Annotated in this window: 25 protein-coding genes; 6 read left to right on the top strand and 19 right to left on the bottom strand. The window is 60.2% G+C overall.

Features of this window, described 5'->3' with window-relative positions:
- Nucleotides 1–56: 56 nt before the first annotated feature.
- The 7 genes from KUG85_RS02790 to KUG85_RS02760 all read right to left on the bottom strand — a co-directional run bounded on the left by KUG85_RS02790 (nt 57) and on the right by KUG85_RS02760 (nt 6,644).
- Complete coding sequence (locus tag KUG85_RS02790) at nt 57–350, bottom strand: DUF2160 domain-containing protein (protein ID WP_007009573.1); 294 nt, start codon at nt 348–350, stop codon at nt 57–59.
- 10 nt (nt 351–360) lie between these two features.
- Nucleotides 361–1,161 (bottom strand): carbohydrate ABC transporter permease, encoded by an 801-nt coding sequence (locus KUG85_RS02785; RefSeq protein WP_065815299.1) that lies wholly within the window; start codon nt 1,159–1,161, stop codon nt 361–363.
- Complete coding sequence (locus tag KUG85_RS02780; protein ID WP_065815298.1) at nt 1,158–2,021, bottom strand: carbohydrate ABC transporter permease; 864 nt, start codon at nt 2,019–2,021, stop codon at nt 1,158–1,160. Before KUG85_RS02780 ends, KUG85_RS02785 begins: the two co-directional genes overlap by 4 nt.
- Nucleotides 2,018–3,109, bottom strand: coding sequence for an ABC transporter ATP-binding protein (locus tag KUG85_RS02775; RefSeq protein WP_223004043.1), 1,092 nt, complete (start codon nt 3,107–3,109; stop codon nt 2,018–2,020). The genes KUG85_RS02780 and KUG85_RS02775 overlap by 4 nt, the downstream gene beginning before the upstream one ends.
- 9 nt (nt 3,110–3,118) lie before the next feature.
- Nucleotides 3,119–4,201, bottom strand: a complete 1,083-nt coding sequence (locus tag KUG85_RS02770) for an ABC transporter ATP-binding protein (protein ID WP_223004042.1) — start codon at nt 4,199–4,201, stop codon at nt 3,119–3,121.
- Nucleotides 4,194–5,741 (bottom strand): glycerol-3-phosphate dehydrogenase, encoded by a 1,548-nt coding sequence (gene glpD / locus KUG85_RS02765; protein ID WP_223004041.1) that lies wholly within the window; start codon nt 5,739–5,741, stop codon nt 4,194–4,196. The genes KUG85_RS02770 and glpD overlap by 8 nt, the downstream gene beginning before the upstream one ends.
- A 126-nt stretch (nt 5,742–5,867) precedes the next feature.
- Nucleotides 5,868–6,644 carry a DeoR/GlpR family DNA-binding transcription regulator gene (locus KUG85_RS02760; protein ID WP_065815407.1) on the bottom strand — a complete coding sequence of 259 codons (777 nt, stop codon included), beginning with the start codon at nt 6,642–6,644 and terminating at the stop codon, nt 5,868–5,870.
- Nucleotides 6,645–6,849: 205 nt separating this feature from the next.
- On the opposite strand from KUG85_RS02760, the gene KUG85_RS02755 reads away from it, so the two are divergent.
- Nucleotides 6,850–7,266 carry a DUF4864 domain-containing protein gene (locus KUG85_RS02755; RefSeq protein ID WP_065815294.1) on the top strand — a complete coding sequence of 139 codons (417 nt, stop codon included), beginning with the start codon at nt 6,850–6,852 and terminating at the stop codon, nt 7,264–7,266.
- 33 nt (nt 7,267–7,299) lie between these two features.
- Here the strand turns inward: KUG85_RS02755 and KUG85_RS02750 are convergent, their stop codons facing one another.
- The 9 genes from KUG85_RS02750 to coaD all read right to left on the bottom strand — a co-directional run bounded on the left by KUG85_RS02750 (nt 7,300) and on the right by coaD (nt 15,521).
- Nucleotides 7,300–8,028, bottom strand: a complete 729-nt coding sequence (locus KUG85_RS02750; protein ID WP_065815293.1) for a proteasome-type protease — start codon at nt 8,026–8,028, stop codon at nt 7,300–7,302.
- Nucleotides 8,029–8,063: 35 nt separating this feature from the next.
- The gene (locus KUG85_RS02745; protein WP_223004040.1) at nt 8,064–8,858 is read right to left on the bottom strand and encodes a transglutaminase family protein; all 795 of its coding nucleotides are present in this window, start codon (nt 8,856–8,858) and stop codon (nt 8,064–8,066) included.
- 10 nt (nt 8,859–8,868) lie between these two features.
- A complete protein-coding gene (locus KUG85_RS02740) occupies nt 8,869–9,810 on the bottom strand; it encodes an alpha-E domain-containing protein (protein WP_223004039.1) in 942 nt (313 codons plus the stop codon).
- A gap of 11 nt (nt 9,811–9,821) precedes the next feature.
- The gene (locus KUG85_RS02735; protein ID WP_223004038.1) at nt 9,822–11,231 is read right to left on the bottom strand and encodes a circularly permuted type 2 ATP-grasp protein; all 1,410 of its coding nucleotides are present in this window, start codon (nt 11,229–11,231) and stop codon (nt 9,822–9,824) included.
- Between the two features lie 417 nt (nt 11,232–11,648).
- Entirely contained in the window at nt 11,649–12,779 is a 1,131-nt protein-coding gene (gene tgt, locus KUG85_RS02730; protein ID WP_065815289.1) for a tRNA guanosine(34) transglycosylase Tgt, read from the bottom strand.
- On the bottom strand, nt 12,776–13,852 hold the full coding sequence (queA, locus tag KUG85_RS02725; protein WP_223004037.1) for a tRNA preQ1(34) S-adenosylmethionine ribosyltransferase-isomerase QueA: 1,077 nt from the start codon (nt 13,850–13,852) through the stop codon (nt 12,776–12,778). The genes tgt and queA overlap by 4 nt, the downstream gene beginning before the upstream one ends.
- 55 nt (nt 13,853–13,907) lie before the next feature.
- A complete protein-coding gene (locus tag KUG85_RS02720; RefSeq protein WP_007009560.1) occupies nt 13,908–14,384 on the bottom strand; it encodes a peptidylprolyl isomerase in 477 nt (158 codons plus the stop codon).
- A 27-nt stretch (nt 14,385–14,411) separates the two neighbouring features.
- Nucleotides 14,412–15,002 carry a peptidylprolyl isomerase gene (locus KUG85_RS02715; RefSeq protein ID WP_065815288.1) on the bottom strand — a complete coding sequence of 197 codons (591 nt, stop codon included), beginning with the start codon at nt 15,000–15,002 and terminating at the stop codon, nt 14,412–14,414.
- An 18-nt stretch (nt 15,003–15,020) separates the two neighbouring features.
- A complete protein-coding gene (coaD, locus tag KUG85_RS02710; protein WP_065815287.1) occupies nt 15,021–15,521 on the bottom strand; it encodes a pantetheine-phosphate adenylyltransferase in 501 nt (166 codons plus the stop codon).
- 216 nt (nt 15,522–15,737) lie between these two features.
- On the opposite strand from coaD, the gene KUG85_RS21070 reads away from it, so the two are divergent.
- Nucleotides 15,738–15,872 carry a hypothetical protein gene (locus tag KUG85_RS21070; protein WP_255606232.1) on the top strand — a complete coding sequence of 45 codons (135 nt, stop codon included), beginning with the start codon at nt 15,738–15,740 and terminating at the stop codon, nt 15,870–15,872.
- Nucleotides 15,873–15,899: 27 nt separating this feature from the next.
- Here the strand turns inward: KUG85_RS21070 and gyrA are convergent, their stop codons facing one another.
- Complete coding sequence (gene gyrA / locus KUG85_RS02705) at nt 15,900–18,689, bottom strand: DNA gyrase subunit A (protein WP_223004036.1); 2,790 nt, start codon at nt 18,687–18,689, stop codon at nt 15,900–15,902.
- A 231-nt stretch (nt 18,690–18,920) separates the two neighbouring features.
- Between gyrA and KUG85_RS02700 the strand changes: the two genes are divergently transcribed.
- Nucleotides 18,921–19,553 (top strand): MarC family protein, encoded by a 633-nt coding sequence (locus tag KUG85_RS02700; RefSeq protein WP_223004035.1) that lies wholly within the window; start codon nt 18,921–18,923, stop codon nt 19,551–19,553.
- Between the two features lie 99 nt (nt 19,554–19,652).
- On the top strand, nt 19,653–20,372 hold the full coding sequence (lexA, locus tag KUG85_RS02695) for a transcriptional repressor LexA (protein ID WP_007009554.1): 720 nt from the start codon (nt 19,653–19,655) through the stop codon (nt 20,370–20,372).
- A gap of 153 nt (nt 20,373–20,525) precedes the next feature.
- Here lexA and KUG85_RS02690 read toward each other — a convergent pair whose 3' ends face one another.
- On the bottom strand, nt 20,526–22,031 hold the full coding sequence (locus KUG85_RS02690) for an NAD(P)H-hydrate dehydratase (RefSeq protein WP_223004034.1): 1,506 nt from the start codon (nt 22,029–22,031) through the stop codon (nt 20,526–20,528).
- Nucleotides 22,032–22,309: 278 nt separating this feature from the next.
- On the opposite strand from KUG85_RS02690, the gene KUG85_RS02685 reads away from it, so the two are divergent.
- Both KUG85_RS02685 and glnA read left to right on the top strand, forming a co-directional pair.
- On the top strand, nt 22,310–22,648 hold the full coding sequence (locus KUG85_RS02685; protein WP_007009552.1) for a P-II family nitrogen regulator: 339 nt from the start codon (nt 22,310–22,312) through the stop codon (nt 22,646–22,648).
- A gap of 73 nt (nt 22,649–22,721) precedes the next feature.
- Nucleotides 22,722–24,131: a type I glutamate--ammonia ligase gene (gene glnA, locus KUG85_RS02680; protein WP_007009551.1), complete on the top strand. Its 1,410-nt coding sequence runs from the start codon at nt 22,722–22,724 to the stop codon at nt 24,129–24,131.
- Between the two features lie 53 nt (nt 24,132–24,184).
- On the opposite strand, the gene KUG85_RS02675 is transcribed toward glnA, so the two are convergent.
- Nucleotides 24,185–24,715 (bottom strand): hypothetical protein, encoded by a 531-nt coding sequence (locus KUG85_RS02675; protein WP_255606231.1) that lies wholly within the window; start codon nt 24,713–24,715, stop codon nt 24,185–24,187.
- Nucleotides 24,716–24,885: the final 170 nt, after the last annotated feature.

Here is a 24,885-nt window from a genome sequence, read left to right as displayed (position 1 = left end):
CCCGTTGCGCCGGTTTGCGGAGCGGCCTGCCGTTCCGCTTTGCTTTGCCGATGGACCTACACCCAGCGAAACACCGCGTAGGCGTAGATCAGCGACAAAATCGTGCCACCCCAAAGCGGCATATCCGTCAGCCCCAGCCATCCAAGATGGATGAAGGCGCTGCCAAGCAGAGAGATGAACAGCCGGTCTCCGCGTGTCGTGTCCAGACCGAGAATCCCGTGCCGCGGCCCTCCACCGGGGCTCGCCCATTCCCAGACGGTCATGGCGCACAGAAGCGCGAAGATGACGAGGAAAAACGTGGCGGTCTGCCAGGTCCAGGCCATCCATGTGAGATCGAGCCAATGGGGCATGATTTCCTCCCTACACGCGCCCGAGGGCAAAGCCCTTGGCGATGTAATTGCGTACGAACCAGATCACGATCGCGCCCGGGATGATGGTCAAAACGCCGGCCGCAGCCAACAGTCCCAGCTCATAGCCGGACGTGCTTGCGGTGCGTGTCATGACGGCCGCGATGGGCTTGGCGGCGACAGAGGTCAGCGTCTTTGCAAGAAGCAGTTCCACCCATGAGAACATGAAACAGAAGAAGGCCGTAACCCCGATGCCCGATGCAATCAGCGGCATGAAAATTCTGACAAAGAAGCGCGGGAATGAATAACCGTCGATATAGGCGGTTTCGTCGATCTCCTTGGGCACGCCCGACATGAACCCTTCGAGGATCCAGACGGCGAGCGGAATGTTGAACAGGCAGTGTGCGAGCGCGACGGCCCACGGCGTATCGAACAGGCCGATGGCCGAATAGAGCTGGTAGAACGGCAGGGCAAAGACCGCCGGCGGCGCCATGCGGTTGGTCAGAAGCCAGAAAAACAGATGCTTGTCGCCAAGGAAGCGATAGCGTGAAAACGCATAGGCTGCCGGCAGCGCAAAGGCGACGGAAATCACCGTATTTATAATGACATAGCTGATGGAGCTGATGTAACCGTTATACCAGACGGGGTTGGTCAGAATCTCCACATAGCTGTCGATGGTGAAGTTCTTCGGCCAGGGGCTGAAGCCGCCCAGGATCTCGTTTGTCGTCTTGAACGACATGTTGACCAGCCAATAGATCGGCAGAAGCAGGAAGACGATATAGAGCGTGGGAACAAGCCAGCGCGTCAGTCTCATTGTTCGTCTCCCCGGGTCATCAGCGTGTAGAAGATCCAGCTCACCAGCAATGTCATGAGGAAGTAGATGATGCTCATGGCGGCTGCGATGCCGAGATTGAACTCGCCCAGCGCGGCTTTCACGAGGTCGATCGACAGAAACGTCGTCGCATTGCCGGGACCGCCGCCGGTCAGCACGAAGGGCTCCGTGTAGATCATGAAGGAGTCCATGAAGCGCAGGAGAACGGCGATGGTGAGAACGCGGTTCATCTTGGGCAGCTGGATAAAGCGGAACACCGACCAGCGCGATGCGCCATCGATCTTCGCCGCCTGATAATAGGCCTCCGGGATGGAGCGCAGGCCGGCATAGGCAAGCAGCACCACAAGCGAGGTCCAGTGCCAGACATCCATCAACACCACCGTGAACCAGGCGGAAATGGGCTGACGGGTGAAATTATAGGGAATGCCGAGAGCATTCAGCCCATAGCCCAGAAGGCCGATATCCGGCAGAGCCATGATGTTCCACATCGCACCCACCACGTTCCACGGAATGAGCAGCGGCAGCGCCATCAGCACAAGACAGACAGACACCCATGGCCCGGAGCGCGGCATGGTCAGAGCAATGGCGACGCCGAGCGGCACCTCGATCAGAAGAATGATCCCGGTGAACAGAAACTGCCGGAAAAGCGAGGCGTGAAAACGGTCGGAGGTGAGCACATCCTCGTACCATTTGACACCTTCGAAGAAGAACAGATTGTTGCCGAACGTCTCCTGCACCGAGTAGTTCACCACCGTCATCAGCGGTATGATCGCGTTGAATGCGACCAGCAGCAGGACCGGCAGGACGAGAAACCAGGCCCGGTTGTTCCATGTCTTGGTCATGCTGCCCCTCCCTGGCGCGCAGCCGCCGGATCCACACGCCATGAATTCGCATAGATGTTGATGCCGGCCGGATCGAAACTGACATGCGGTTCACCTGGAATGGCAGTATCCTCGGCGACAATCGCGGCAATGGGTTGCCCCTCGATGGTCGCATGAACGATCTTGCGCCGCCCCGTATCCTCGACGCGCGTTATCTGTGCCGGAATGCCGTTGTTGCCGATGCGCACATATTCCGGGCGCACGCCCAGTTCCATGCGCGCCGCACGGTCTGCCGCGACCGGCCCGGCCAGGGTGATGGCGTGGCTGCCGATATGGGCGCCCTGTCCGTCAATCCGGACAGGAAGAACATTCATGCCCGGAGAGCCGATAAAATATCCGACAAAGGTGTGATTGGGACGTTCGAACAGTTCTTCCGGCGTTCCGATCTGGACGATCTCGCCCTCGTTCATCACCACCACCTGATCGGCAAAGGTCAGCGCCTCGGTCTGATCGTGAGTCACATAGACCATGGTAAAGGCAAAGCGCCGGTGCAGTTCCTTCAGCTGCGAGCGCAGCACCCATTTCATGTGGGGATCGATAACCGTCAGTGGTTCGTCGAACAGGATGGCGCTGACATCCGAGCGCACCAGCCCGCGACCGAGCGCGATCTTCTGTTTGTCGTCTGCCGTCAGTCCCTTGGCTTTCTGATCAGCGCGGTCCGCCAGATCGATCATTTCGAGCGTTTCGCGCACCCGCCGCTCGATCTCGTTGGAAGCCACGCCGCGATTTCGTAGGGGAAAGGCCAGGTTCTGGTAGACCGTCATCGTGTCGTAGACGACCGGAAACTGGAAAACCTGCGCGATATTGCGATCTTCCGTGGAAAGGTCTGTCACCCTGTGTCCATCAAAGAGGATCTCTCCCTCGGTTGGCCGCAACAGCCCCGAGATGATGTTCAAAAGTGTGGTCTTGCCACAGCCCGACGGCCCCAGAAGAGCATAGGCGCCACCATCATCGAAGGTGTGGTGAACCCGCTTCAAAGCGAAATCGTCATCGCTCACAGGGTTGGGCATGTAGGCGTGGCGGATGTTGTTCAGATCAATTCGCGCCATTCCCGCCTCCTACGCAGCCTGGCTGGTACCGGACGTCACTCGCCGGTTTGCATTGTCGAACACCAGCACGTGGCGCGTATCGATAAAGACATCGACCGTTTCGCCGACCTCCAGACGATGAATGCCTTCTTCCAGCATCACCCAGCGGTGGCCTGCGAAATCGAGATGAACAAAGCTCTCGGAGCCGGTTATTTCGGTCACCGAAACGGTGGCCCGGACCGAAACCCCGTCAGCCTCACGCGCCGCCAGCGAGAGATGATGAGGCTGGAAGCCGAGCGTGTACTGTCCGTCGGGCGCGCCTTGGAGGCCCTGTGGGACGGGCAGTTGAACGGTTTCGTCGAGTGCAAACCTGCCACTCGCCTTCGTCACCGCCACGGTGTTCAGCGGCGGGTCGGAAAAGGTGCGCGCGGTGACGAGATCGATCGGTTTGCGGAACACGTCGATGGTCGGGCCGAACTGTGTCAGGCGCCCCTGGCTCAGCGTCGCCGTGCTGCCGCCAAGGAGCAGCGCCTCGCTCGGCTCGGTGGTGGCGTAGACGAAGATCGCACCGGACGCAGCAAATATCTTCGGCAGTTCGGCGCGCAGCTCCTCGCGCAGCTTGTAATCCAGATTGGCCAGCGGCTCGTCCAGCAACACCAGACGTGCTTCCTTGACCATGGCGCGGGCCAGTGCCGTGCGCTGCTGCTGGCCACCGGAAAGCTCCAGCGGTGTGCGGTCCAGATGCGGCGTCAGGTGCAGAAGCTCTGCCGCCTGCCGTACCTTTTCCTCGATGACTCGCTTCTCGGCACCCGCAACGCGCAGCGGCGAAGCGATGTTTTCATAGACCGTCATCGCCGGATAATTGATAAACTGTTGGTAGACCATGGCAACGCTGCGCTTCTGCACCGGCACGCCGGTCACATCGGTACCATCCATCCACACGCTGCCCGCGGTCGGCCGGTCAAGCCCGGCCATAAGCCGCATCAGGCTGGTCTTGCCAGCCAGCGTCGGCCCGAGCAGCACGTTCAGCGAGCCCGGCTCCAGCCTCAGCGAAACGTTGTCTATATGCGTTTCGCCGGATACAACCTTTGAAACGTCGCGCAGTTCAAGCATGTCCTCCCCCAGCGTTTGCCGCCTGGTTGTGCATTCCCGAAATTTCACGCATGAAAGTGTCGACCGCTGCCGCCTCCTCCTGCGACAGGCGCAAACCGCGTTTGGTTCTGCGCCAAAGCACGTCATCACCGCTGACAGCCCATTCGTGAGTGGCCAGATAGCGCAATTCGGCTTCGTAGAGATCGACACCGAAATGCCGGCCCAGATCATCGACCGACCGCGCGTCTCCGAGGAGATCGCGGGCACACAGGCCATAGAGCCTGACGAGCCGCGCCGCATGATGCCTGTCGAGGAAGGAATAGTCCCGCATCAGCGCCTCGACCTGTGCGTCGTAGCCGTCGAAAGGAAACTCGCCGCCCGGCAGCGCGCCCGCATGCGTCCACGGCTGCCCCTTGGGACCAAGCGCCCCGGCGATTTTTTCAAGGGCGGATTCGGCCAGCTTGCGGTAGGTTGTTATCTTGCCGCCGAACACGTGCACCATGGACGCCCCGCCCCGCGCGGTCTCCGATTTCAGCACATAGTCCCGCGTCGCTTCCTGTGCCTTCGAGGCGCCGTCATCGAATAGCGGGCGCACCCCGGAGTAGGTCCAGACGATATCGCCACGGGTCACCGGTTCGGAGAAATACTCGCTTGCAGCGGCGCAGAGATAATCAACCTCGCTGTCACTGATGGCCACATCCTTCGGATCGCCGTCATAATCCTGATCCGTGGTTCCAATCAGGGTGAAATCTTCCTCGTATGGGATGGCGAAGATTATCCGCCCATCGGCATTCTGGAAAAAATACGCACGCGGATCATCGAATTTGCGCCGGACGACGATGTGACTGCCCTTGACCAGCCGCACATTGTGAACGTCGTTCTGTCCCAGCACGCCCGAAATGACGTGATCAACCCAGGGACCGGCTGCATTGACGAGATAACGCGCCCGCACAGCCTCAGTCTCACCGGTCAAAAGGTTCTGGATACGAACTTTCCAGGTCCCGTTTTCGTCTTCGGCCGAGATCACGCGTGTGCGCACCCGCACATCGGCACCCCGGTTTGCAGCGTCACGGGCATTCAGCACGACGAAGCGCGCATCGTTCACCCAGCAGTCCGAATATTCAAAGGCCCGCCGGTAGGAGGCTTTCAGCGGCTTACCCGCCGGGTCGGACCGCATGTCGAGCGTGCGTGTCTTTGGAAGCCGCTTTCGCCCGCCGATATGATCGTAGATGAAGAGCCCGAGCCGCACGAGCCAGGCTGGGCGCAGCCCCTTGTGCAAAGGCAGGACGAAACGCATCGGCCAGATGATGTGCGGCGCGTTGCGCCACAGAATCTCGCGCTCCATCAGCGCTTCGCGCACGAGGCGAAACTCGTAATGTTCGAGATAGCGCAGACCGCCATGGATGAGTTTGGTGGAGCCGGAAGAGGTGCCGCTCGCAAGGTCGTTCATCTCCGCCAGAATGACGGAGTAACCGCGCCCGACCGCATCGCGTGCAATGCCACAGCCATTGATGCCGCCGCCAATGACGAACACGTCGAACATGACAGAGCTGGCAGACATTGAACTGGGCGCAGAACCGGACACGCAATCCTCCCCTGTCTCTCAGACTGCAGGAGCAATCCCCCTCCAGCGGAGACAAAAGAATTATTTCGAAAGCATAATGAATGTCAAACGAAAATGGAGAAATTATTGGGACCCGGTCTCGATAAGCCGTACACCCGCCTCCTCGCACAGGGCTCGCATCGCCGGAAGCGGACAGCGGTCGGTGATGAATGTGTCGACCTGCGATAAATGACCGATACGCACGGGCGCGCCGCGCTCGAACTTGGTCGAATCGGACACCAGGATCACATGTCTTGCATTGGCAATGATCGCCTGTGCCACCTTCACTTCGCGGAAGTCGAAATCGTAAAGCGCGCCATCCGGGTCGATGGATGAGACGCCGATCACCGCATAGTCCACCTTGAACTGCCGGATGAAGTCGACAGCGGCCTCGCCGACAACGCCACCATCGGAGCCGCGGACAACGCCACCTGCGATAATGACTTCGAGTGAAGGATAAACACGCATCCTATTGGCAACATTGATATTATTCGTGATCACCATGAGCCCTTCATGATCGAGAAGCGCATCGCTCACGGCTTCGGTGGTGGTGCCGATATTGACGAAAAGCGATGCCCTGTCGGGAATGAGCCGCGCAGCCGCCTGGCCGATCGCCCGCTTTTCATCCAGAGCGATCTTGCGCCGCGCTTCATACTCCATGTTCTCGATACCGGAGGGCAGCAGCGCGCCGCCATGGATGCGCGTCAGCAGGCGCCGGTCGCAGAGCTCGTTGAGATCGCGCCGTATCGTTTGCGGCGTCACGCTGAAATGCTCGGCAAGGTCATCCACCAGAACACGGCCATGCTCCTTTGCCTGTTCAAGGATCTCCGAGAGTCGCGGCGTCAAGAATGAAGGGTTCATTGTCGTCTCTATATTCGTTTTGATCATATAAGGACAAAAACGAACATAGAGCAAGCGCACTCTGCGGCGAGCAGTACGGCGAACGCACACCGGCAATCGCCGGCGAAACCATTTCCGGTCATGTCTCGTGGCTCCGAAAACAGACTAAAATGCAAAACCGGCTTCGGGAGAAAGCCGCGCACATGCGGAAAGAGAGGAACGCACCATGAGAGACCTGCTGCCAACCATCGCACTGACATTGATGACGCCCGTTTTCGCTTTCGCCGGCGAGGCGGAAATTCGCGCAGCGCAGTCATCCATCAGGAACCAGATCGAAGCCTTTCTGGCAGGAGACAATGAACGCGCCTATTCCTACGCCGCGCCCAACATCAAGGCGCTCTTCCCGACGCTCGATCGCTTCATGGCGATGGTGACGCGCGGCTATCAGCCCGTCTACCGCCCGCGCAATTACGCATTCGGAAAGGCGTCCGAGCCGAACGCATCGACAGTCATTCAGCGCGTGCTGACCACCGGTCCGAACGGCAGAAGCTATGAAGCGGTTTATACCCTTGAGCGGCAGTCCGACGGCACTTATCGGATCACAGGCGTGAGCCTGAAGGAGACAGACGCTCTTGCGATCTGATGCGCGAAGCGGCGAGCCGGCCCGCCACGGATCTCAGCGCGTAAAGTCCGGGAGGCTTTTGAATGCCGTCTTCAAGGCATCCGACCATCCCTCGGAGATTTCCCGCAGATACGGGTCATCCGCCTCAATGCGCTTTTCATAGCCGATGCGGAATGTGTCGTTCTCGTAGAAGAGAAGGTCGAGCGGTAGACCGACGGAGAGGTTGGATTTGAGCGTCGAATCGAACGACACAAGCAGGAGCTTCACCGTCTCTTCCAGCGTCATGGCCGGGTCGAAGGCACGAACCAGAATGGGTTTTCCGTATTTCGTCTCGCCGATCTGGAAAAAGGGTGTGTCGGCGCTGACCTCGATGAAATTCCCTTCCGGGTAAATCAGGAAGAGACGCGGTTCCATGCCGCGAATCTGGCCACCCAGAATAAAAGAGGCACCGAATGCGTCTGCGCTCTGGCCTGCCGGCGCGGACTGACGGATGACTTCCTTGACGGTATCCCCCACCAGGCGCGCCGCCTGATACATGGACGGAGTTTCGAGCATGGAGGGCGTGCGCTCATCGGGCGCCTTGGTCCGTTCGTCCAGCAGGCTGACCACGGCCTGCGTGGTCGCCAGATTGCCCGCCGAAAGCAGCACCAGAACCCGTTCGTCCGGCTCCTGCCAGCAATGCATCTTCCGAAAGGTGGAAATATTGTCGACACCGGCATTCGTCCGCGTATCGGACATGAACACCAGGCCGTGCTGTGTTTTCAGCCCGACGCAATAGGTCATCCGGACCGTACCTCATTCAGATTCGTTCTAAAAGATTACTGCTCGACCGTGATCTGAACCGCAAGCTCTTCTTGCGCCTGCCCGATCCTGATCCCCATCACCGGCATCGCATCACGGTAATCCCGGCCTGTCGCAACCCGTATATAGCGATCATCCGCCGAGATGCCGTTGGAGCAGTCAAAGGCCACCCAGCCCAGCCCTTCGAGATGTGTCTCGGCCCAGGCGTGGCTCGCTGCCTGCTCATCCCGGTCATCCATGCGCAGATAACCGCTTACATAGCGAGCCGGAAACCCCATCATACGCGCGGCAGTGAGAAAAATATGGGCGTGATCCTGACAGACCCCCTCCCCGTTCGCCAGGGCGGTCTCGGCCGGCGTTCCGGCATCGGTGGTTCCGATCCTGTAGGCCACGCGATCACGCACTTCGCTCATGAGGCTGTGGAGGCGCTCGACATCCGTTTCACCGTCGATGCCGCGTAGCAGGGCCGAAATGCCGCGCCCGGCAGTGCAAAGCGGCGTCTGCTGCTGAAAAAGCCAAAGCGGCGCAAGCCCCTGATGCTTTCCTGTCACGCCAGCCGTATCGCGCGTTTCGACCACGCCGGACGCCTCGATCACGATTGTATGCGGCTCGCCATCAATGCTCACAAGACGCGTGTCATTTCCGAAACCGTCGACAAACTGCACTTCCTGCGTGGCGCCCTCGGTTTTCAGCGACCACTCCACCACCTCCTGCGTCGGGCCGCTTTGCGGAAAGAGGCGCAGGCGCTGAAGGGCGTATGAGAGAGGAGCATCATAGCGATACTCCGTACGGTGCTTGATTTTCAGGCGCATCTGGCTGCTCTCAGTGGAAGCGAAAATCTGTGGCAATCTGATTGCCGAGCGCTGCATTGTCCCGGATAAAATCGCTCAGGAACTCGTGCAGACCTTCGTCGAATATATCCGAGACGGCCGCAGTCTTCAGCTTTTCGACCTTCGCATCGGCCATTTCGTTACAACTCTGACGTACACCGTATTCATCGGCCAGATAGTCCAGGGAATCCCGAATGCCCCGATAACAAAAGGCCAGCGAACGCGGCATTCGCCGGTTGAGGATGAGATAGTCGGCGATATTGGCGGGATTGAAGTCCCCTTCATGGGTCCAGCGATATGAGCGGAGTGCCGACACCGAGCGCAAAATCGTCTGCCACTGGATATTGTCGAGCGGCGAGCCCACCCATGCCGCCGACGGCAGAAGCACGTAATACTTCACGTCCAGTATGCGCGCCGTGTTGTCGGCCCGCTCGATCATCGTGCCGATCTGGGCAAAATCGAAAATCTCGTTGCGCAGCATGGTGCCCTGAAACGCACCGCGGATAAGCGCCGTTTCACGTTTTACGGCGTCGAGAACGGCCGGAAGGTCCTGTTCGTCCACACGCCTCTTCAGCATGCGGTGCATCGACATCCAAGCCTCGTTCACGCTCTCCCACGTCTCGCGCGTGAGTGCGGTCCTTACCATGCGCGCGTTCATGCGCGCGGTGTCTATGGAAGACAGGACGCTGGAGGGATTGCCGGTATCCCGCAGCAGAAAATTCGTCACTGTCGCCGTATCGAACGCGTCGTTCTCCTCTTCGAACAGATCACGCACGCCGGCACTGGTGAGAACCGAAGCCCATTCGTCGGACGAAGCGCTGGTCTGGGTCAGCGCCAGTCTAAGTCCCGTGTCGACCAGGCGCGCCATGTTCTCCGCGCGTTCGATGTAGCGCGCCATCCAGAAAAGTCCGTTCGCGGAGCGACCAAGAAGCATGTCAGAGCGCCTTAATCATCGAGAACCCAGGTGTCCTTGGTGCCGCCACCCTGGGAGGAGTTGACCACAAGAGAGCCCTTTTTCAGCGCCACGCGGGTCAGACCGCCTGGCACAATGCGGATGCGATCCGACACGAGCACGAAGGGACGAAGGTCCACGTGCCGTGGCGCAAGCCCCTTGCCGGTGAGGATCGGGCAGGTTGACAGCGAAAGCGTCGGCTGGGCGATGTAATTCTTCGGTCTCGCTTTCAGTTTCTTCGCAAAAGCCGCCCTCTCCTTCTTCGAAGCGGCAGGCCCCACCAGCATGCCATAGCCGCCTGAACCATGAACCTCCTTCACGACAAGTTCGTCGAGATGCTCCAGCACATAAGCGAGACTGTCAGGCTCGGAACAGCGCCAGGTCGGCACGTTCTGCAGGATCGCCTTGCGGCCGGTGTAGAACTCGACGATCTCCGGCATGTAGGAATAAATCGCCTTATCGTCGGAGATTCCGGTCCCGGGCGCGTTTGCAATCGTGATCTTGCCGGCGCGGTAGACATCCATGATGCCCGGCACGCCGAGGACGGAATCGGGCCGAAAGGTCAGCGGGTCCAGATAATCGTCGTCGATCCGGCGATAAAGGACGTCGATGCGACGATAGCCCTGCGTCGTGCGCATCGCCACATGCCCGTCCACCACACGAAGGTCCGGTCCCTCCACCAGTTCGACGCCCATCTGGTCGGCCAGGAAAGCATGCTCGAAATAGGCCGAGTTAAAGCTTCCGGGTGTCAGAACGGCGATCGTCGGTTTGCCATCGCAATGCTCGGGCTTCACGCTTCTTAGGGATTCCCGCAGAAGCTGCGGATAGTTTTCCACCGGCAGCACCTTCACCTGCTGAAAGAGCTCCGGGAAGAGCTGCATCATCGTCTCGCGGTTCTCCAGCATGTAGGAGACGCCGGACGGCGTGCGCGCATTGTCCTCCAGGACGAAAAAGTCATTCTCGCCAGTGCGCACGATATCGACACCGGTAATGTGCGTGTAGACCCCGCCAGGCGGCCGCACACCGATCATTTCAGGCAAAAATGCCTCGTTGTTGGATATGATCTCTTTGGGAATGCGCCCGGCGCGCAGAATTTCCTGCCGGTGGTAGATATCCTCCAGAAACGCGTTGAGCGCCTGGACACGCTGCTCGATGCCCTGCACGAGCCGACGCCATTCCTTGCCGGAGATAATGCGCGGTACAATGTCGAAGGGGATGAGCCGCTCGGCTGCTTCCTGCTCGCCATATACGGCGAAAGTGATGCCGGTTCTTCGGAAAACCCGCTCCGCATCGTCCGCCTTCTGTTTCAGGCGCTTTGGGTCCTGCCGGTCGAACCAGCTCTGGTAATCTTCGTAAGGATCTCGGGCCTGGCCCCCCAGGCGCATCTCGTCAAAGTGCGTCAAGAAATGCTCCTCTCAAGAGCATTTCAGCGGGGATGCCTCAAAAAAGCAAGTTGTTTCTATAGGTTGCGGGAAATGGGGAAGATTGCCAGCTTCCATGCCCAATCTTTAGGGTCAGGACCTATTAATATGATCACAATGGCGTTCGATAGACCAAGAGATGCAAGGAGAAGCCCGCAGAGCGGGGTCTTCCCCCCGGTCAAGGGGTTTGACGCGGCAGATCGCCGGTCTATCGAGCGTCCTTCGGATCGGCCTGATTTGCACGGCCTACTTTGTCGCAAGACCTTGAAAGACGTGAAGTCTTCCTGCGGTCCTGCTTCGCGTATCCGCACAGATCAGGCCGACCATTGCGACCATATTAATAGGTCCTGACCCTAAGCCGGATGCGCACTGCTCTGCCAAAATTATGAGCACCCTCCGTCAGAGGGGCGGCAGATCGCCTTCTTCCCACGCCGCACTGATTTCGGAAGAGCGTTGCTGAAACCGCCCTGCTTCAATAGCGTCGCGAATGTCCTGCATGAGCGACTGATAGTAGGCGAGGTTGTTCCAGGTCAGCAGCATTCCGGCCAGGGATTCGCCCGCCTTCACCAGATGATGAAGATAGGCGCGGGAATAATCCCGTGCGGCCGGACAATCGCTCTCCTCGTCCAGCGGACGCATGTCTTCGGCGTGACGGGCATTCTTCAGGTTGATCTTGCCGCGCCGCGTATAGGCAAGACCGTGCCGGCCTGCGCGTGTCGGCATCACGCAATCGAACATATCGATCCCGCGCGCGACTGATTTGAGGATGTCGTCCGGTGTGCCGACGCCCATCAGGTAGCGGGGCTTTCCACCGGGCAGCACCGGACACGTGGCTTCGAGCATGTCGAGCATGACGGCCTGCGGTTCACCGACGGCCAGTCCGCCAACAGCATAGCCCTTCAGGTCCATCGCAGCCAGAGCTCTGGCCGAGCGCTCGCGCAGGTGCGGCTTGTCTCCACCCTGCACGATGCCGAACATCGCCTTGCCAGGCTGGTCGCCGAACGCGGTCCTGCAGCGCTCCGCCCAACGCAGCGAGAGTTCCATCGCCCGTTCGATTTCGGATTCTTCGGCCGGCAGTGCAACACACTCGTCGAGCTGCATCTGGATGTCGGAGCCGAGCAGTCCCTGTATCTCTATGGAGCGCTCAGGCGGCATCTCGAACACCTGGCCATCCACATGAGAGCGGAAGGTTACACCTTTTTCGGTGATTTTGCGCAGGTCCGCCAGCGACATGACCTGAAACCCGCCTGAATCCGTCAGGATCGGATAGGGCCAGCGTGCAAATTCATGCAGACCGCCAAGCCGCGCCACCCGTTCCGCGCCCGGTCGCAGCATCAGGTGATAGGTGTTGCCAAGAATGATGTCGGCGCCAAGATCGCGCACCTGATCCATATACATGGCCTTGACTGTGCCTGCCGTTCCCACCGGCATGAAGGCCGGTGTGCGGATGGTGCCGCGCGGCATGGAAATCTCGCCGCGACGGGCATCGCCGTCCGTTGCCAGAAGGCGGAAGGTAAACCGCTCACTCACGATTGATGGTCCCTGAAAAGCAGGCTGGCATCGCCATAGGAATAGAAACGGTACTCATTGCCGATCGCATGCTGATAGGCGCGCTTCATCGTTTCCGTACCGCTAAAGGCTGAAACGAGCATGAAAAGTGTCGAGCGCGGCAGATGAAAATTGGTCATCAGCACGTCGACCGTGCGAAAGCGATAGCCGGGCGTGATGAAAATGTCCGTGGCACCGGACCATGCTTCCAGTTCTCCGGTCCGTTGCGAAGCACTCTCCAATAGCCGCAGCGACGTGGTGCCCACCGAGACGATGCGCCCACCCCGCGCCCTGACCGCGTTCAGCGCTTCTGCCGTCTCGGCGCTCACCTCGCCTCGTTCGGAATGCATTCTGTGGTCGTCCGTGTCGTCGACCTTGACCGGCAGAAAGGTGCCCGCCCCCACATGGAGCGTCACAAAATGCCGCTCGATACCGGCCGCATCCAGCGCCTGCATCAGTTCCGGCGTGAAATGCAGCCCGGCGGTCGGCGCCGCGACGGCGCCCTCCTCACGAGCATAGATGGTCTGATAGTCGACCTCGTCGCGCGCATCCTCGGCGCGTTTCCCGGCGATATAGGGCGGCAGCGGCATATGGCCGGCCGCAGCGATGGCTTCATCGAGGACGGGCCCCGAAAAATCGAAAACGAGCAGCGCTTCCCCGCCCTCGCCCTTTTCCGCGACGGTCGCCTCAAGAGTACCAAGGAAACAGCTTTCGCCATCATGGCCGAACTGAATGCGCTCGCCCACATTCACACGCTTCGCCGGCTTCAGGAAAGCGCGCCAGCGGTCCGGCCCCTCGCGCATGTGCAGCGTCGCCTCAATGCGCGCCTGTGCCTCACCGCGCCGGCGAATGCCGCCAAGGCGGGCGGGGATAACCTTTGTGTCGTTGAAGACCAGCGCGTCGCCGGGCTGCAGAAGCTGGGGCAGCTCACGCACCACATGGTCACGGATTTTCTCGCCGTGGACCGTCAAAAGCCGCGCAGAATCGCGCGGACTGACCGGTCTGAGCGCAATCCGTTCCTCCGGCAGCTCAAAATCGAAGATGTCTACACGCATCGCAAACCGGCCGGCATAATGACCGGGCGGCGCTCTGCCGCCCGGCATCGAAAACTCAGGCAGCGTCAGCCGCAACCCGCATGGAAATGATGGAATCCGGCTCCGAGACGGGCTCACCGCGCTTGATCCTGTCAATGCAGTCCATCCCTTCGGTCACCTGGCCCCAGACCGAGTACTGACGGTCGAGCCATGGCGCCTTGTCGAAGCAGATGAAGAACTGGGAGTTGGCCGAGTTCGGGTTCTGCGAACGGGCCATCGAGCATGTGCCGCGCTCATGGGCCATGTTAGAAAACTCGGCCTTGAGATCCGGCTTGTCGGAGCCGCCCATACCAGTTCCCGTCGGGTCACCCGTCTGCGCCATGAAACCGTCGATCACGCGGTGGAACACGATGCCATCGTAGAACTTGTCGCGCGCAAGTTCCTTGACACGCTTCACATGCTCGGGAGCAATGTCCGGGAACAACTGGATAACGACCTTGCCCTTGGTCGTCTCCATGACGATGGTGTTTTCCGGATCCTTGATATCAGCCATTCCTATACCTTTCTTTCGTCGACGCGGTTAGTTCGCGTCGTCACTCGCCATCCGCGCATTGAGAATCTTGTCGGGATTCTGCACCATTCCGTTCTGCGCGGCGTCCCCCTTCTTGATCGCGTCAACCAGTTCCATGCCCGATTCGACTTCGCCGATCACCGTGTATTGTCCATTCAGGTGTTCGGCGGGCGCGAACATGATGAAAAACTGGGAGTTGGCGGAGTTCGGATTCTGCGAACGGGCCATGCCCACGGTTCCGCGCGCGAACGCGGCTTCGGAGAATTCCGCCGGCAAATCGGGCTTATCGGAGCCACCGGTGCCGACAAGACGCGCATCGAAGCCATCTTCCACATCGCCATACTGGACGTCACCAGTCTGCGCCATGAACCCGTCGATTACGCGATGGAAAGCGACATTGTCATAAGCGCCCTCTTCGACGAGGGCCTTGACCTGCTCCACATGCCTGGGTGCAAGATCCGGCCGCAGCCCGATGGTCACTTCACCGTTCCTGAGCGTGAGGATCAAAGTGTTTTCAGGTTCGGCGGCCGAAGCCATACCGAGAGAAGCCACAAGGGCGCCGGCCACGAGCGCAGACGAGGCTAGCTTGCGAAGCTGCATGAAACTCTCCTTTTGGTTTCAGGCGGGGAACTTGGCTTCGAGCGCTTCCAGAACAGCGGAAGGCACGAATGGTGCGATGTCTCCACCCATGGAAGCGATCTGACGTACAAGTGTGGCGGTAATGGTGCGCACGGATGGGCTGGCGGGCAGAAAAACCGTCTGCAGGTCGGGCGCCATGGTTTCGTTCATGCCGGCCATCTGCATCTCATAGTCGAGATCCGTGCCATCACGCAGACCGCGGATCATGATCGAGGCGCCATGTCTGCGAGCGGCATCGATCACCAGCTTGTCGAATGCCACAACCTCGATGCGCCGGGCGTCACCACCCAGTTCGACCATGGCAGATTTCTGGATCAGCGCGACGCGCTCCTCATAGCTGAAAAGAGGCTGCTTGCCTGGGTGAACACCGATACCGACAACCACCCTGTCAGCCACCGTCAGCGCGCCCTTGAGCACATCGAGATGGCCGTTCGTCAGGGGATCGAAGGATCCTGCATAAAATGCTGTTCGTTCGGTCATGGCGTGCTTGTATCCATGTTGTCGGATGAAGGCAATTCAGCAATCGCACCTCTTCGCAGCAATGGCGGTGAAAAGATGAACCGCACATGAACATGCCGTTCAACACCGGTTCGAACCCGATCGGGTAGTCAGGACACCAATGGCTGAAGGGGCGCCGGTCCGGGGTATGAAACCAAATGGCGTCTCTCCTCGTTAACAGACCAAAGGAGTGAAGCCATGCTGATCTTTACGCTAGCCGCCGCAATGACCGTCGCAATGCTGATTGCCACCGTTATTGGCCTCCATGAAGAGGCCGGTCGTGTCAAACTCGAAAATCGCGTTCGCAACTCTGCAAACCGCCGCTTCCGTTAAACCGGAATCGGGGATGCCGCAGGCCGGTCACTCGGCAGCGCCATCCCCATTCTGGTCGCTCGCCTCTCCGTTGGCGGCGTCATCGGCAGAGGCGATTTCTTCCTCTTCGGTCTGCGTGTCGGAAATGCGCTCGACCGAAACCACCTTCTCGCCCTTGGCCGTATTGAAGATCGTCACGCCCTTCGTGGCGCGGCTGGCGATGCGGATACCGTCAACCGGAACACGAATGACCTGGCCCGCATTCGAAACCAGCATGATCTGATCATCCTGCTCCACCGGGAACGCCGCAATCAAAGGACCGATCTCATCGGTCTTGGCGACATCCGTCGCACGAATGCCCTTGCCGCCACGGCCGGTGACCCGGAAATCATAGCTTGAAGAACGCTTGCCATAGCCGAATTCGCTGACGGTCAGCACCATCTGCTCGCGCGCCTTGAGCTCCTCATAGCGTTCAGGTGTCAGGCTTTCCTCTTCGCCGAGTTCCTCATTGGTGAGGGCAATGTCTTCATCTTCGCCGCTTGCCTGTCTGCGCTCCGCTGCCGCCTGCTTGAGATAGGCGGCGCGTGCGGCCGGACTTGCCTCGACATGCGAGAGGATCGCCATGGAAATCACACGGTCGCCATCAGCGAGATTGATGCCGCGCACGCCGATCGAATTGCGACCGGCAAAGACGCGCACATCTGTGACGCAGAAGCGGATGCACTGGCCCGACGCTGCGGTCAGAAGCACGTCGTCGTCTTCCGTGCAGGTGTAAACCCCGAGAATCTCGTCGCTCGGGTCATCCAGCTTCATGGCGATCTTGCCATTGCGGTTGACCTGGACGAAATCGGACAGTTTGTTGCGACGCACCGTGCCACGCGTGGTGGCGAACATGACGTCGAGCGCGCCCCAGCTCTCCTCGTCCTCCGGCAGCGGCATGATCGTCGTGATGCTCTCGCCCTCCTCGAGCGGCAGCATGTTGCGCAGGAATTTGCCGACGGATTGCGGCGTACCAACCGGCAGGCGCCAGACCTTTTCCTTGTAGACGATGCCGCGCGAGGAGAAGAACAGAATGGGCGTGTGCGTGTTGGCCACAAACAGCCGCGTGACGAAATCCTCGTCCTTGGTCGACATGCCCGAACGGCCCTTGCCGCCGCGCGCCTGCGCCCGGTAGATGGAGAGGGGCACGCGCTTGATATAGCCCTTGCGTGTGACGGTGACGACCATTTCCTCACGCTGGATCAGGTCTTCGTCGTCCAGGTCCGCACCACCTTCGGTGATCTCGGAGCGACGCGGTGTGCCGAACTCGTCGCGCACGGCGATGAGCTCGTCCTTGACGATCTGCTGAATACGCGCCCGCGACGACAGGATTTCCAGATAATCGCTGATTTCCGCGCCAATCTGGTTCAGTTCGTCGGCGATTTCATCGCGCCCGAGCGCCGTCAGACGCTGCAGGCGCAGTTCGAGGATCGCACGCGCCTGCTCTTCCGACAGATTATAGGTGCCATCGTCGTTGATGCGGTGGCGCGGATCATCGATCAGGAGAATGAGGGCTTCGACATCCTCCGCCGGCCAGCGGCGCTCCATCAGCTGTTCGCGCGCCGTCTGCGGGTCGGGCGCATGACGGATAAGCTTGATCACCTCGTCGATATTGGCGACGGCGATGGCGAGACCGACCAGCACATGCGCACGGTCGCGCGCCTTGCGCAGAAGATATTTCGTACGCCGGCTGACGACTTCCTCGCGGAAGTGGACAAAGGCCTTCAGGAGATCGAGCAGGTTCATCTGCTCCGGCTTGCCGCCGTTGAGCGCGACCATGTTTGCGCCAAAGGAGGTCTGCAGCGGCGTGAAGCGATAAAGCTGGTTTAGCACGACATCGGCGACAGCGTCGCGCTTCAGCTCGACCACGACGCGATAGCCCTGTCGGTCGCTTTCGTCGCGGATGTCGGAGATGCCCTCGATGCGCTTGTCGCGCACCAGTTCGGCCATCTTCTCGATCATCGAGGCCTTGTTAACCTGATAGGGGATCTCCGTGATGATGATGGCTTCGCGGTCGTTGCGGGCGGGTTCGATGGCCACCCTGCCGCGCATCATGATCGAGCCGCGGCCTGTCTCGTAGGCGCTGCGGATGCCGGACCGCCCGAGGATGAGACCGCCGGTCGGGAAATCGGGGCCCGGGATCAGCTCCTGCAGCTCGGGCAGGCTGATCGCCGGATTGTCGATCATGGCCACACAGCCATTGATGACTTCCGACAAATTGTGCGGCGGAATGTTGGTCGCCATGCCGACCGCGATACCGCCGGAACCATTGACCAGAAGGTTCGGATAGCGTGCGGGCAGCACTTTTGGCTCGCTGGAGGAGCCATCATACGTGTCCTGAAAATCGACCGTTTCCTTGTCGATGTCTTCCAGAAGCTCGTGAGCGCCTTTGGTGAGCCGCGACTCGGTGTAGCGCATGGCCGCCGGCGGATCGCCGTCGATGGAGCCGAAATTGCCCTGACCGTCGATGAGTGGAAGGCGCATGGACCAGTCCTGCGCCATGCGCACCAGCGCATCATAGATCGCCGCATCGCCATGGGGGTGGTATTTACCCATGACGTCGGCGACCGGGCGCGCCGATTTCACATACTTGCGGTTCCAGTGGTAGCCGCTCTCGTGCGAGGCATAGAGAATGCGCCGGTGCACCGGCTTCAACCCGTCGCGCGCATCCGGAAGAGCGCGGCTCACGATCACGCTCATCGCGTAATCGAGATAGGAGCGCTGCATCTCCTCGATGATGGAAATCGGCTCGATGTCGTCGGGCTCGCCCGGTCCGGTCGGCGTCGTCTGGTCAGTCAAATCGTGTCACACACAGAATAAGGAATCACTGACTTCTTATATATGAAGCGCCGCTGATTCTCCAATCAGAGCAGCGATTGAAGCCGGGGAAATCCAACGCAATTTCAGATGCATATGGAAGGTCTGTGAATGATTTCACTGACAAATTGCCGCAGACCGCCCGCCAGGAGACACATTCGGGTCTTTTCCGAAGCCTCCCGACTGGGCTAGACAGTTGCAAGGGAGGACCTCATGCTAGGCTACGAGACCGTATTCAATGCCTTTGTCACACTGCTCGTGACCGTGGACCCGCCAGGCCTCGCCCCGCTCTTTCTCGCCCTGACGGTGGGCATGAACCGGTCGGAGCGCAATCAGGTCGCCGTTCGGGCGGCGATCATCGGCTTCGCGGTCCTCGCTCTCTTCGGCGTGGCCGGCAGCGCCATACTCTCCGTGTTCGGGATCACACTTCCCGCTTTCCGCGTGGCGGGCGGCCTGCTGCTCTTCTTCATCGCCTTCGAAATGATCTTCGAGCGCCGCCAGGAACGCCATGAGAAGAGCGCCGAGCGCGCCATCACCCGTGACATGATCCGAAACATCGCCGCCTTTCCGCTGGCGATCCCCCTGATAGCCGGTCCCGGCGCGATTTCGGCCACCGTTCTGCTCTCGGGTTCCTTCGGCGGACTGGCCGGAAGCGCGACACTGCTGGCAATCCTGGCGACAACGATCGTCATCACCTACGCCGTCTTCACGCTTGCCGAGCGCGTCGACCGCTTCCTCGGCGAGACAGGACGCTCGATCCTGACACGCCTTCTCGGCGTTATACTGGCCGCGCTCGCCGTGCAGTTCGTCGCCGATGGTGCCAAGGCGCTGTTCGCGGCGCCGTAGCCCCGGTAAACCGCACACAAATGCCGGGAGTTGCGGAACACAACTGGAACATATAGAGTATGTTCTGGTTTTGTTTTTAACTGATTCTCGGTGGCGCCCATGCTGACCCGCAAGCAGCACGAACTTCTCCTGTTCATCCACGAGCGGCTGAAGGAGACAGGAATTCCGCCCTCCTTCGATGAAATGAAGGAAGCGCTGGACCTTGCCTCGAAATCCGGCATTCATCGATTGATCACCGCGCTCGAGGAGCGTGGCTTCATTCGCCGGCTTCCCAATCGGGCTCGCGCACTGGAAGTTCTGCGCCTCCCCGATTCGATTGCTCCCGGCCTGAACCCCGGCGCACGCAAATTCTCGCCCAGCGTCATTGAAGGCAGCCTCGGCAAAGCCCCCTCGCCCCAGCCAAAACCCGCCGCCAGCAATGATGACGGTCTGGCTGGCGTCGTCTCCGTGCCGGTGATGGGGCGCATCGCTGCCGGCGTTCCCATCGACGCCATTCAGCACCAGACACATTCCATCGCCGTCCCCCCGGACATGCTGAGCGGCGGCGATCATTACGCGCTGGAGGTCAGGGGCGATTCCATGATCGAGGCGGGGATCTTCGACGGCGATACCGTCATCATCCGCGAAACCCAGACCGCCAATCCGGGCGAGATCGTGGTCGCGCTGGTGGATCAGGAAGAAGCAACCCTGAAACGCTTTCGCCGCAAAGGCGCGTCGATTGCCCTTGAAGCTGCAAACCCGGCCTATGAAACGCGGATTTTCGGCCCCGACCGGGTCAAGGTTCAGGGGCGTCTGGTTGGATTGATGCGCCGTTACTGAAGTATGTTGCAGTCAGGTGGAAAAAACTGACTGCAAAATCCTCCAACGCGGCGACGGCGGGTCGAGCCGTCTGTGTAGCCCCCACTTTTCTTCCACAGCCGGGTACACCCCGTTCGTTTCTCCCCGCCGGTACGTCCCGCTCGCTTCGACCTTTCAGCGGACATGTTCCGGGAACTGAGACTGCAGAACCCGGGGCAGCATCTCGGGCAGATCTTCGGCGATAAGCCCTCGGCCGAACACTCCGCCGGCCTCCGCATGAAGCCAGACACCCGCGCAGGCTGCTTCAAATGCCGGCATCCTCTGTGCCATCAGACCAGCCACGATTCCGGACAGGACATCGCCTGACCCGGCTGTGGCCAGGTGCTGCGTTGCGTTCACATTGATGGCTGCCCGCCCGTCGGGCGCCGCAACCACCGTATCCGGTCCCTTGAGCACGATTGTTGCACCGGATCGCATGGCTGCCTCCCGGGCCCGCTCCACTTTCGAGACCTCCGGCGCATCTTCAAGACCTGCAAACAGGCGCCCGAATTCGCCTTCGTGCGGTGTCAGAACGACCTGCGCGGCGGAGGCCTTGATCATGGCGAAAAGCGTCTCCGGATCGCCGCGAAAGGCGGTGATTGCGTCCGCATCGAAAACCAGCCCGCCCACATCGTCCACCTGATCGAGAAGGCTGCGCGCAAAACCTCGCGTCCGCTCGCCTGTTCCTGCCCCTGGCCCCAGCACTGCACCGGAAGGCGCGCGATCACGCAGGAACGCCTCCAGTTCGTCCACCGTATCGGCCTTGCGCAGCATGATCGAGGTCAGATGCATTGCGTTGACGGAGAGCGCGTTTGCGGGTGAAAGCACGGTCACGGCGCCCGCCCCCGCCCGCGCCGCACCCCGCGCTGCAAGACGCGCCGCTCCCGTGGACGTGGCGCCGCCGGATATGACGGCCACATGCCCGCGCGAATATTTGTGGGCGCTGATGCCGATCTCCGGCAAGGCCGCCCGCCACAGCGCGGGTCGGTTTTCCCACGTGTTCCATTCGGCTCGATCCAGCGTTGTTTCGGCTATGCCGATATCCGCGACAAGAAGCACACCGCACATCTGCCGGCCAGGCACGAGCACATGCCCCGGCTTCTTGCGGAAGAAGGTCACGGTCAGATCCGCCTGGAGCGCAGCGCCAAGCGGCTTCCCGGTAAGCCCGGAAACGCCGGACGGCAAATCGATCGACACCACGGAGAGCCCGCTGGTGCGCACCCGTTCTATGATTGCAGCCTCGCGCCCTTCGACAGGCTTCGACAGACCAGCGCCGAACAGCGCATCCACCACAAGCCATCGCTCAACGGGTTCGAACTCCGAATACGGCTTCGGTTCAACAGGGCAATCCCTGCGCGCCCTGGCCGCATCGCTGCCCGCCGCCGGTTCGGTTTCGGCAAACAGCCGGACCTGGACACCCCGCTCCGCAAGCAGGCGGGCAACGACATAACCATCGCCACCGTTGTTGCCCGGGCCGCACAGAACCAGAAATCCCTCCGCCTCGGCGAAACGTTCAAGGATCGCAGCAAGCACCACCGCACCCGCGTTCTGCATCAGGCCATAGCCGTCGAGAGGCCCGGCAGCGATCGCATTGCGGTCCACGCTGCCCATTTCTTCAGGTGTCAGAATTTCCAAACCCATCGACCTTGCCGCTTTCTTCGGCGCATTGCATATTTTTTAGGCAAGTCGCAAACTGCGCAGCACACCGCATGGTTCCTTGATAAGCTCCGGAGGCCCGACCTGACATGTCGCTGCCCGAACAATCCACGCGATTTCGCCCGTGCGGACACAGAATGCAGCGACTGGCACGCTTCATGCAAGGCTCCCGCACGAGTTGGCATGTTTCGTGCTTCAACCGAACCGGAGCAACAAGGGGCGCGGGATCACCGTTCCTGAACTCATTTGGAGGCCACTGAGGCATGAAAAAGGTCGAAGCGATCATCAAACCGTTCAAGCTCGACGAAGTTAAGGAAGCTCTTCAGGAAATCGGCCTTCAGGGCATAACCGTGATCGAGGCCAAGGGTTTCGGTCGCCAGAAGGGGCATACCGAGCTTTATCGCGGGGCCGAATATGTCGTCGATTTTCTCCCGAAGGTGAAAATCGAAGTCGTGCTCCCGGACGAGACCGTGGACGCCGCGATCGAGGCGATCCGCAAGGCCGCCCAGACCGGGCGTATCGGCGACGGCAAGATTTTCGTGACAAATGTGGAAGAAGTCATCCGCATCCGCACCGGCGAGACCGGCGCCGACGCCGTTTGATCCCCAAACCATTCTCTTTCCCGGAAGACCTCCGGGATCATCAGGCAAGACCATCGCAAATAGGAAGGCGAATATGACCACTGCACAAGACATCATGAAGCAGATCAAGGAAAACGACGTGAAGTTTGTCGATCTGCGCTTCACCGATCCCAAAGGCAAGCTGCAGCACGTCACCATGGATGTCTCCGCCGTGGATGAGGACATGTTCGCCGACGGCGTCATGTTCGACGGCTCGTCCATTGCCGGCTGGAAAGCCATTAACGAGTCCGACATGGTGCTCATGCCCGAGCCCGACACGGCTCACATGGATCCGTTCTTCGCCCAGTCGACGATGGCGATTTTCTGCGACATTCTCGATCCGATCTCCGGCGAGGCCTATAACCGCGACCCGCGCGGCACGGCAAAGAAGGCGGAAGCCTTTCTCAAGTCCGAGGGCATTGGCGACACGGTTTATGTCGGCCCCGAGCCGGAGTTCTTCATCTTCGATGACGTGAAGTACAAGGCCGATCCGTACAACACCGGCTTCAAGCTTGATTCCAGCGAGCTTCCCACCAATGACGATGCGGACTATGAAACGGGCAATCTGGGCCACCGTCCGCGCGTAAAGGGCGGTTACTTCCCGGTTCCGCCGATCGATTCGGCACAGGACATGCGTTCCGAAATGCTGACGGTTCTGACCGAAATGGGCGTTATCGTTGAAAAGCACCACCACGAAGTGGGTGCGGCACAGCATGAGCTGGGCATCAAGTTCGAGACGCTTCTGAAAAGCGCCGACAGCGTCCAGAAGTTCAAATACGGCGTCCACCAGGTGGCCAATGCCTACGGCAAGACCGCAACCTTCATGCCCAAGCCCGTCTATGGTGACAACGGTTCGGGCATGCATGTGCACCAGTCGATCTGGAAAGAAGGCAAGCCGACCTTCGCCGGCAATGAATACGCCGGCCTGTCGGAGAACTGCCTCTACTATATCGGCGGCATCATCAAGCACGCCAAGGCGATCAACGCCTTCACCAACCCGATCACCAATTCCTACAAGCGTCTGGTTCCGGGCTTCGAAGCACCGGTTCTGCTTGCCTATTCGGCCCGCAACCGCTCCGCTTCATGCCGCATCCCGTTCGGCTCCTCGCCGAAAGCCAAGCGTGTCGAGGTCCGCTTCCCCGATCCGGGCGCGAACCCCTACCTCGCTTTTGCCGCCATGCTGATGGCAGGCCTTGACGGCATCAAGAACAAGATCCATCCCGGCCAGGCCATGGACAAGGATCTCTATGACCTGCCGCCGAAGGAGCTGAAAAAGGTGCCGACGGTCTGCGGCTCGCTGCGCGAAGCGCTCATGAGCCTCGACAAGGACCGCGGCTTCCTGAAGGCAGGCGGCGTGTTCGACGACGATCAGATCGACGCCTATATCGAGCTGAAAATGGCGGAAGTGCTGCGCTACGAAATGACGCCGCACCCGGTCGAGTTCGAGATGTACTACTCCGTTTGATTGCATCTGTTGGGGTGATCAGGGCTCCGTCTTCGGACGGGGCCCTTTTTATTTCAGCCTCTGGTGCTGCGGCTTTGCCAGTCCCGCGCCAAAGCGGAAAGGTCCGCACGTTCCCGAAATGCGCGCGTCACCTCACCAAAGGCGAAGCGGATCGAGTTTTCGACAATCTCCCGGTCGAAGCGTTTCAGTTCATCGGCAATCGGCGCCCATTTGAACAGCGCCTTCGGACTTTCCGAAAAACAGTCGCCACTGGTTGCCGCATTCTGCCAGTGCAGATCGGCGATGCGATCGTGAAATCGCTCCCGCCAGTCTTCCACGATTTGCGCATCAGGCAGCGCCTCGGCGTTTTGGGCCAGCCCCGCTGCATGGCAATGACGGGCGAGTGCGCTGGCCTCATCCTGGCTCAGGGCGCCTTCGGCCCCAATCTTGGCAACCGCGTGAACGGTAAGGTCGGACAGGCAGGCCGCGAAAACGTGGAGCTTGGCAATGTTGATGGAACCGATGAACACGTCGTCTTCGAACATGGACGGATAGCGTGTGCCCATGCGGGCTTTCAGATATCCGTAAAGCTTCTTCTGAGCCACGAATGAAGAGCGTGTCGCAACGAAACTGCATAGGGACGGGATATCGTCGATTACGCTATTGTCCCGCCGCAAACTGAGACGCCCAGCCGCTTCGCGCAGGAATGCCATCCCCCTGGACCAGGCAACACCCATAAGACACGTCCTCCCGTCATACGACCAATGTCTCGATT

Source organism: Nitratireductor rhodophyticola (assembly GCF_019891355.1).
GTDB lineage: Bacteria > Pseudomonadota > Alphaproteobacteria > Rhizobiales > Rhizobiaceae > Nitratireductor > Nitratireductor rhodophyticola.
The sequence above is the reverse complement of the archived record's forward strand: the minus strand, read 5'-3'. Positions and strand labels throughout refer to the sequence as shown.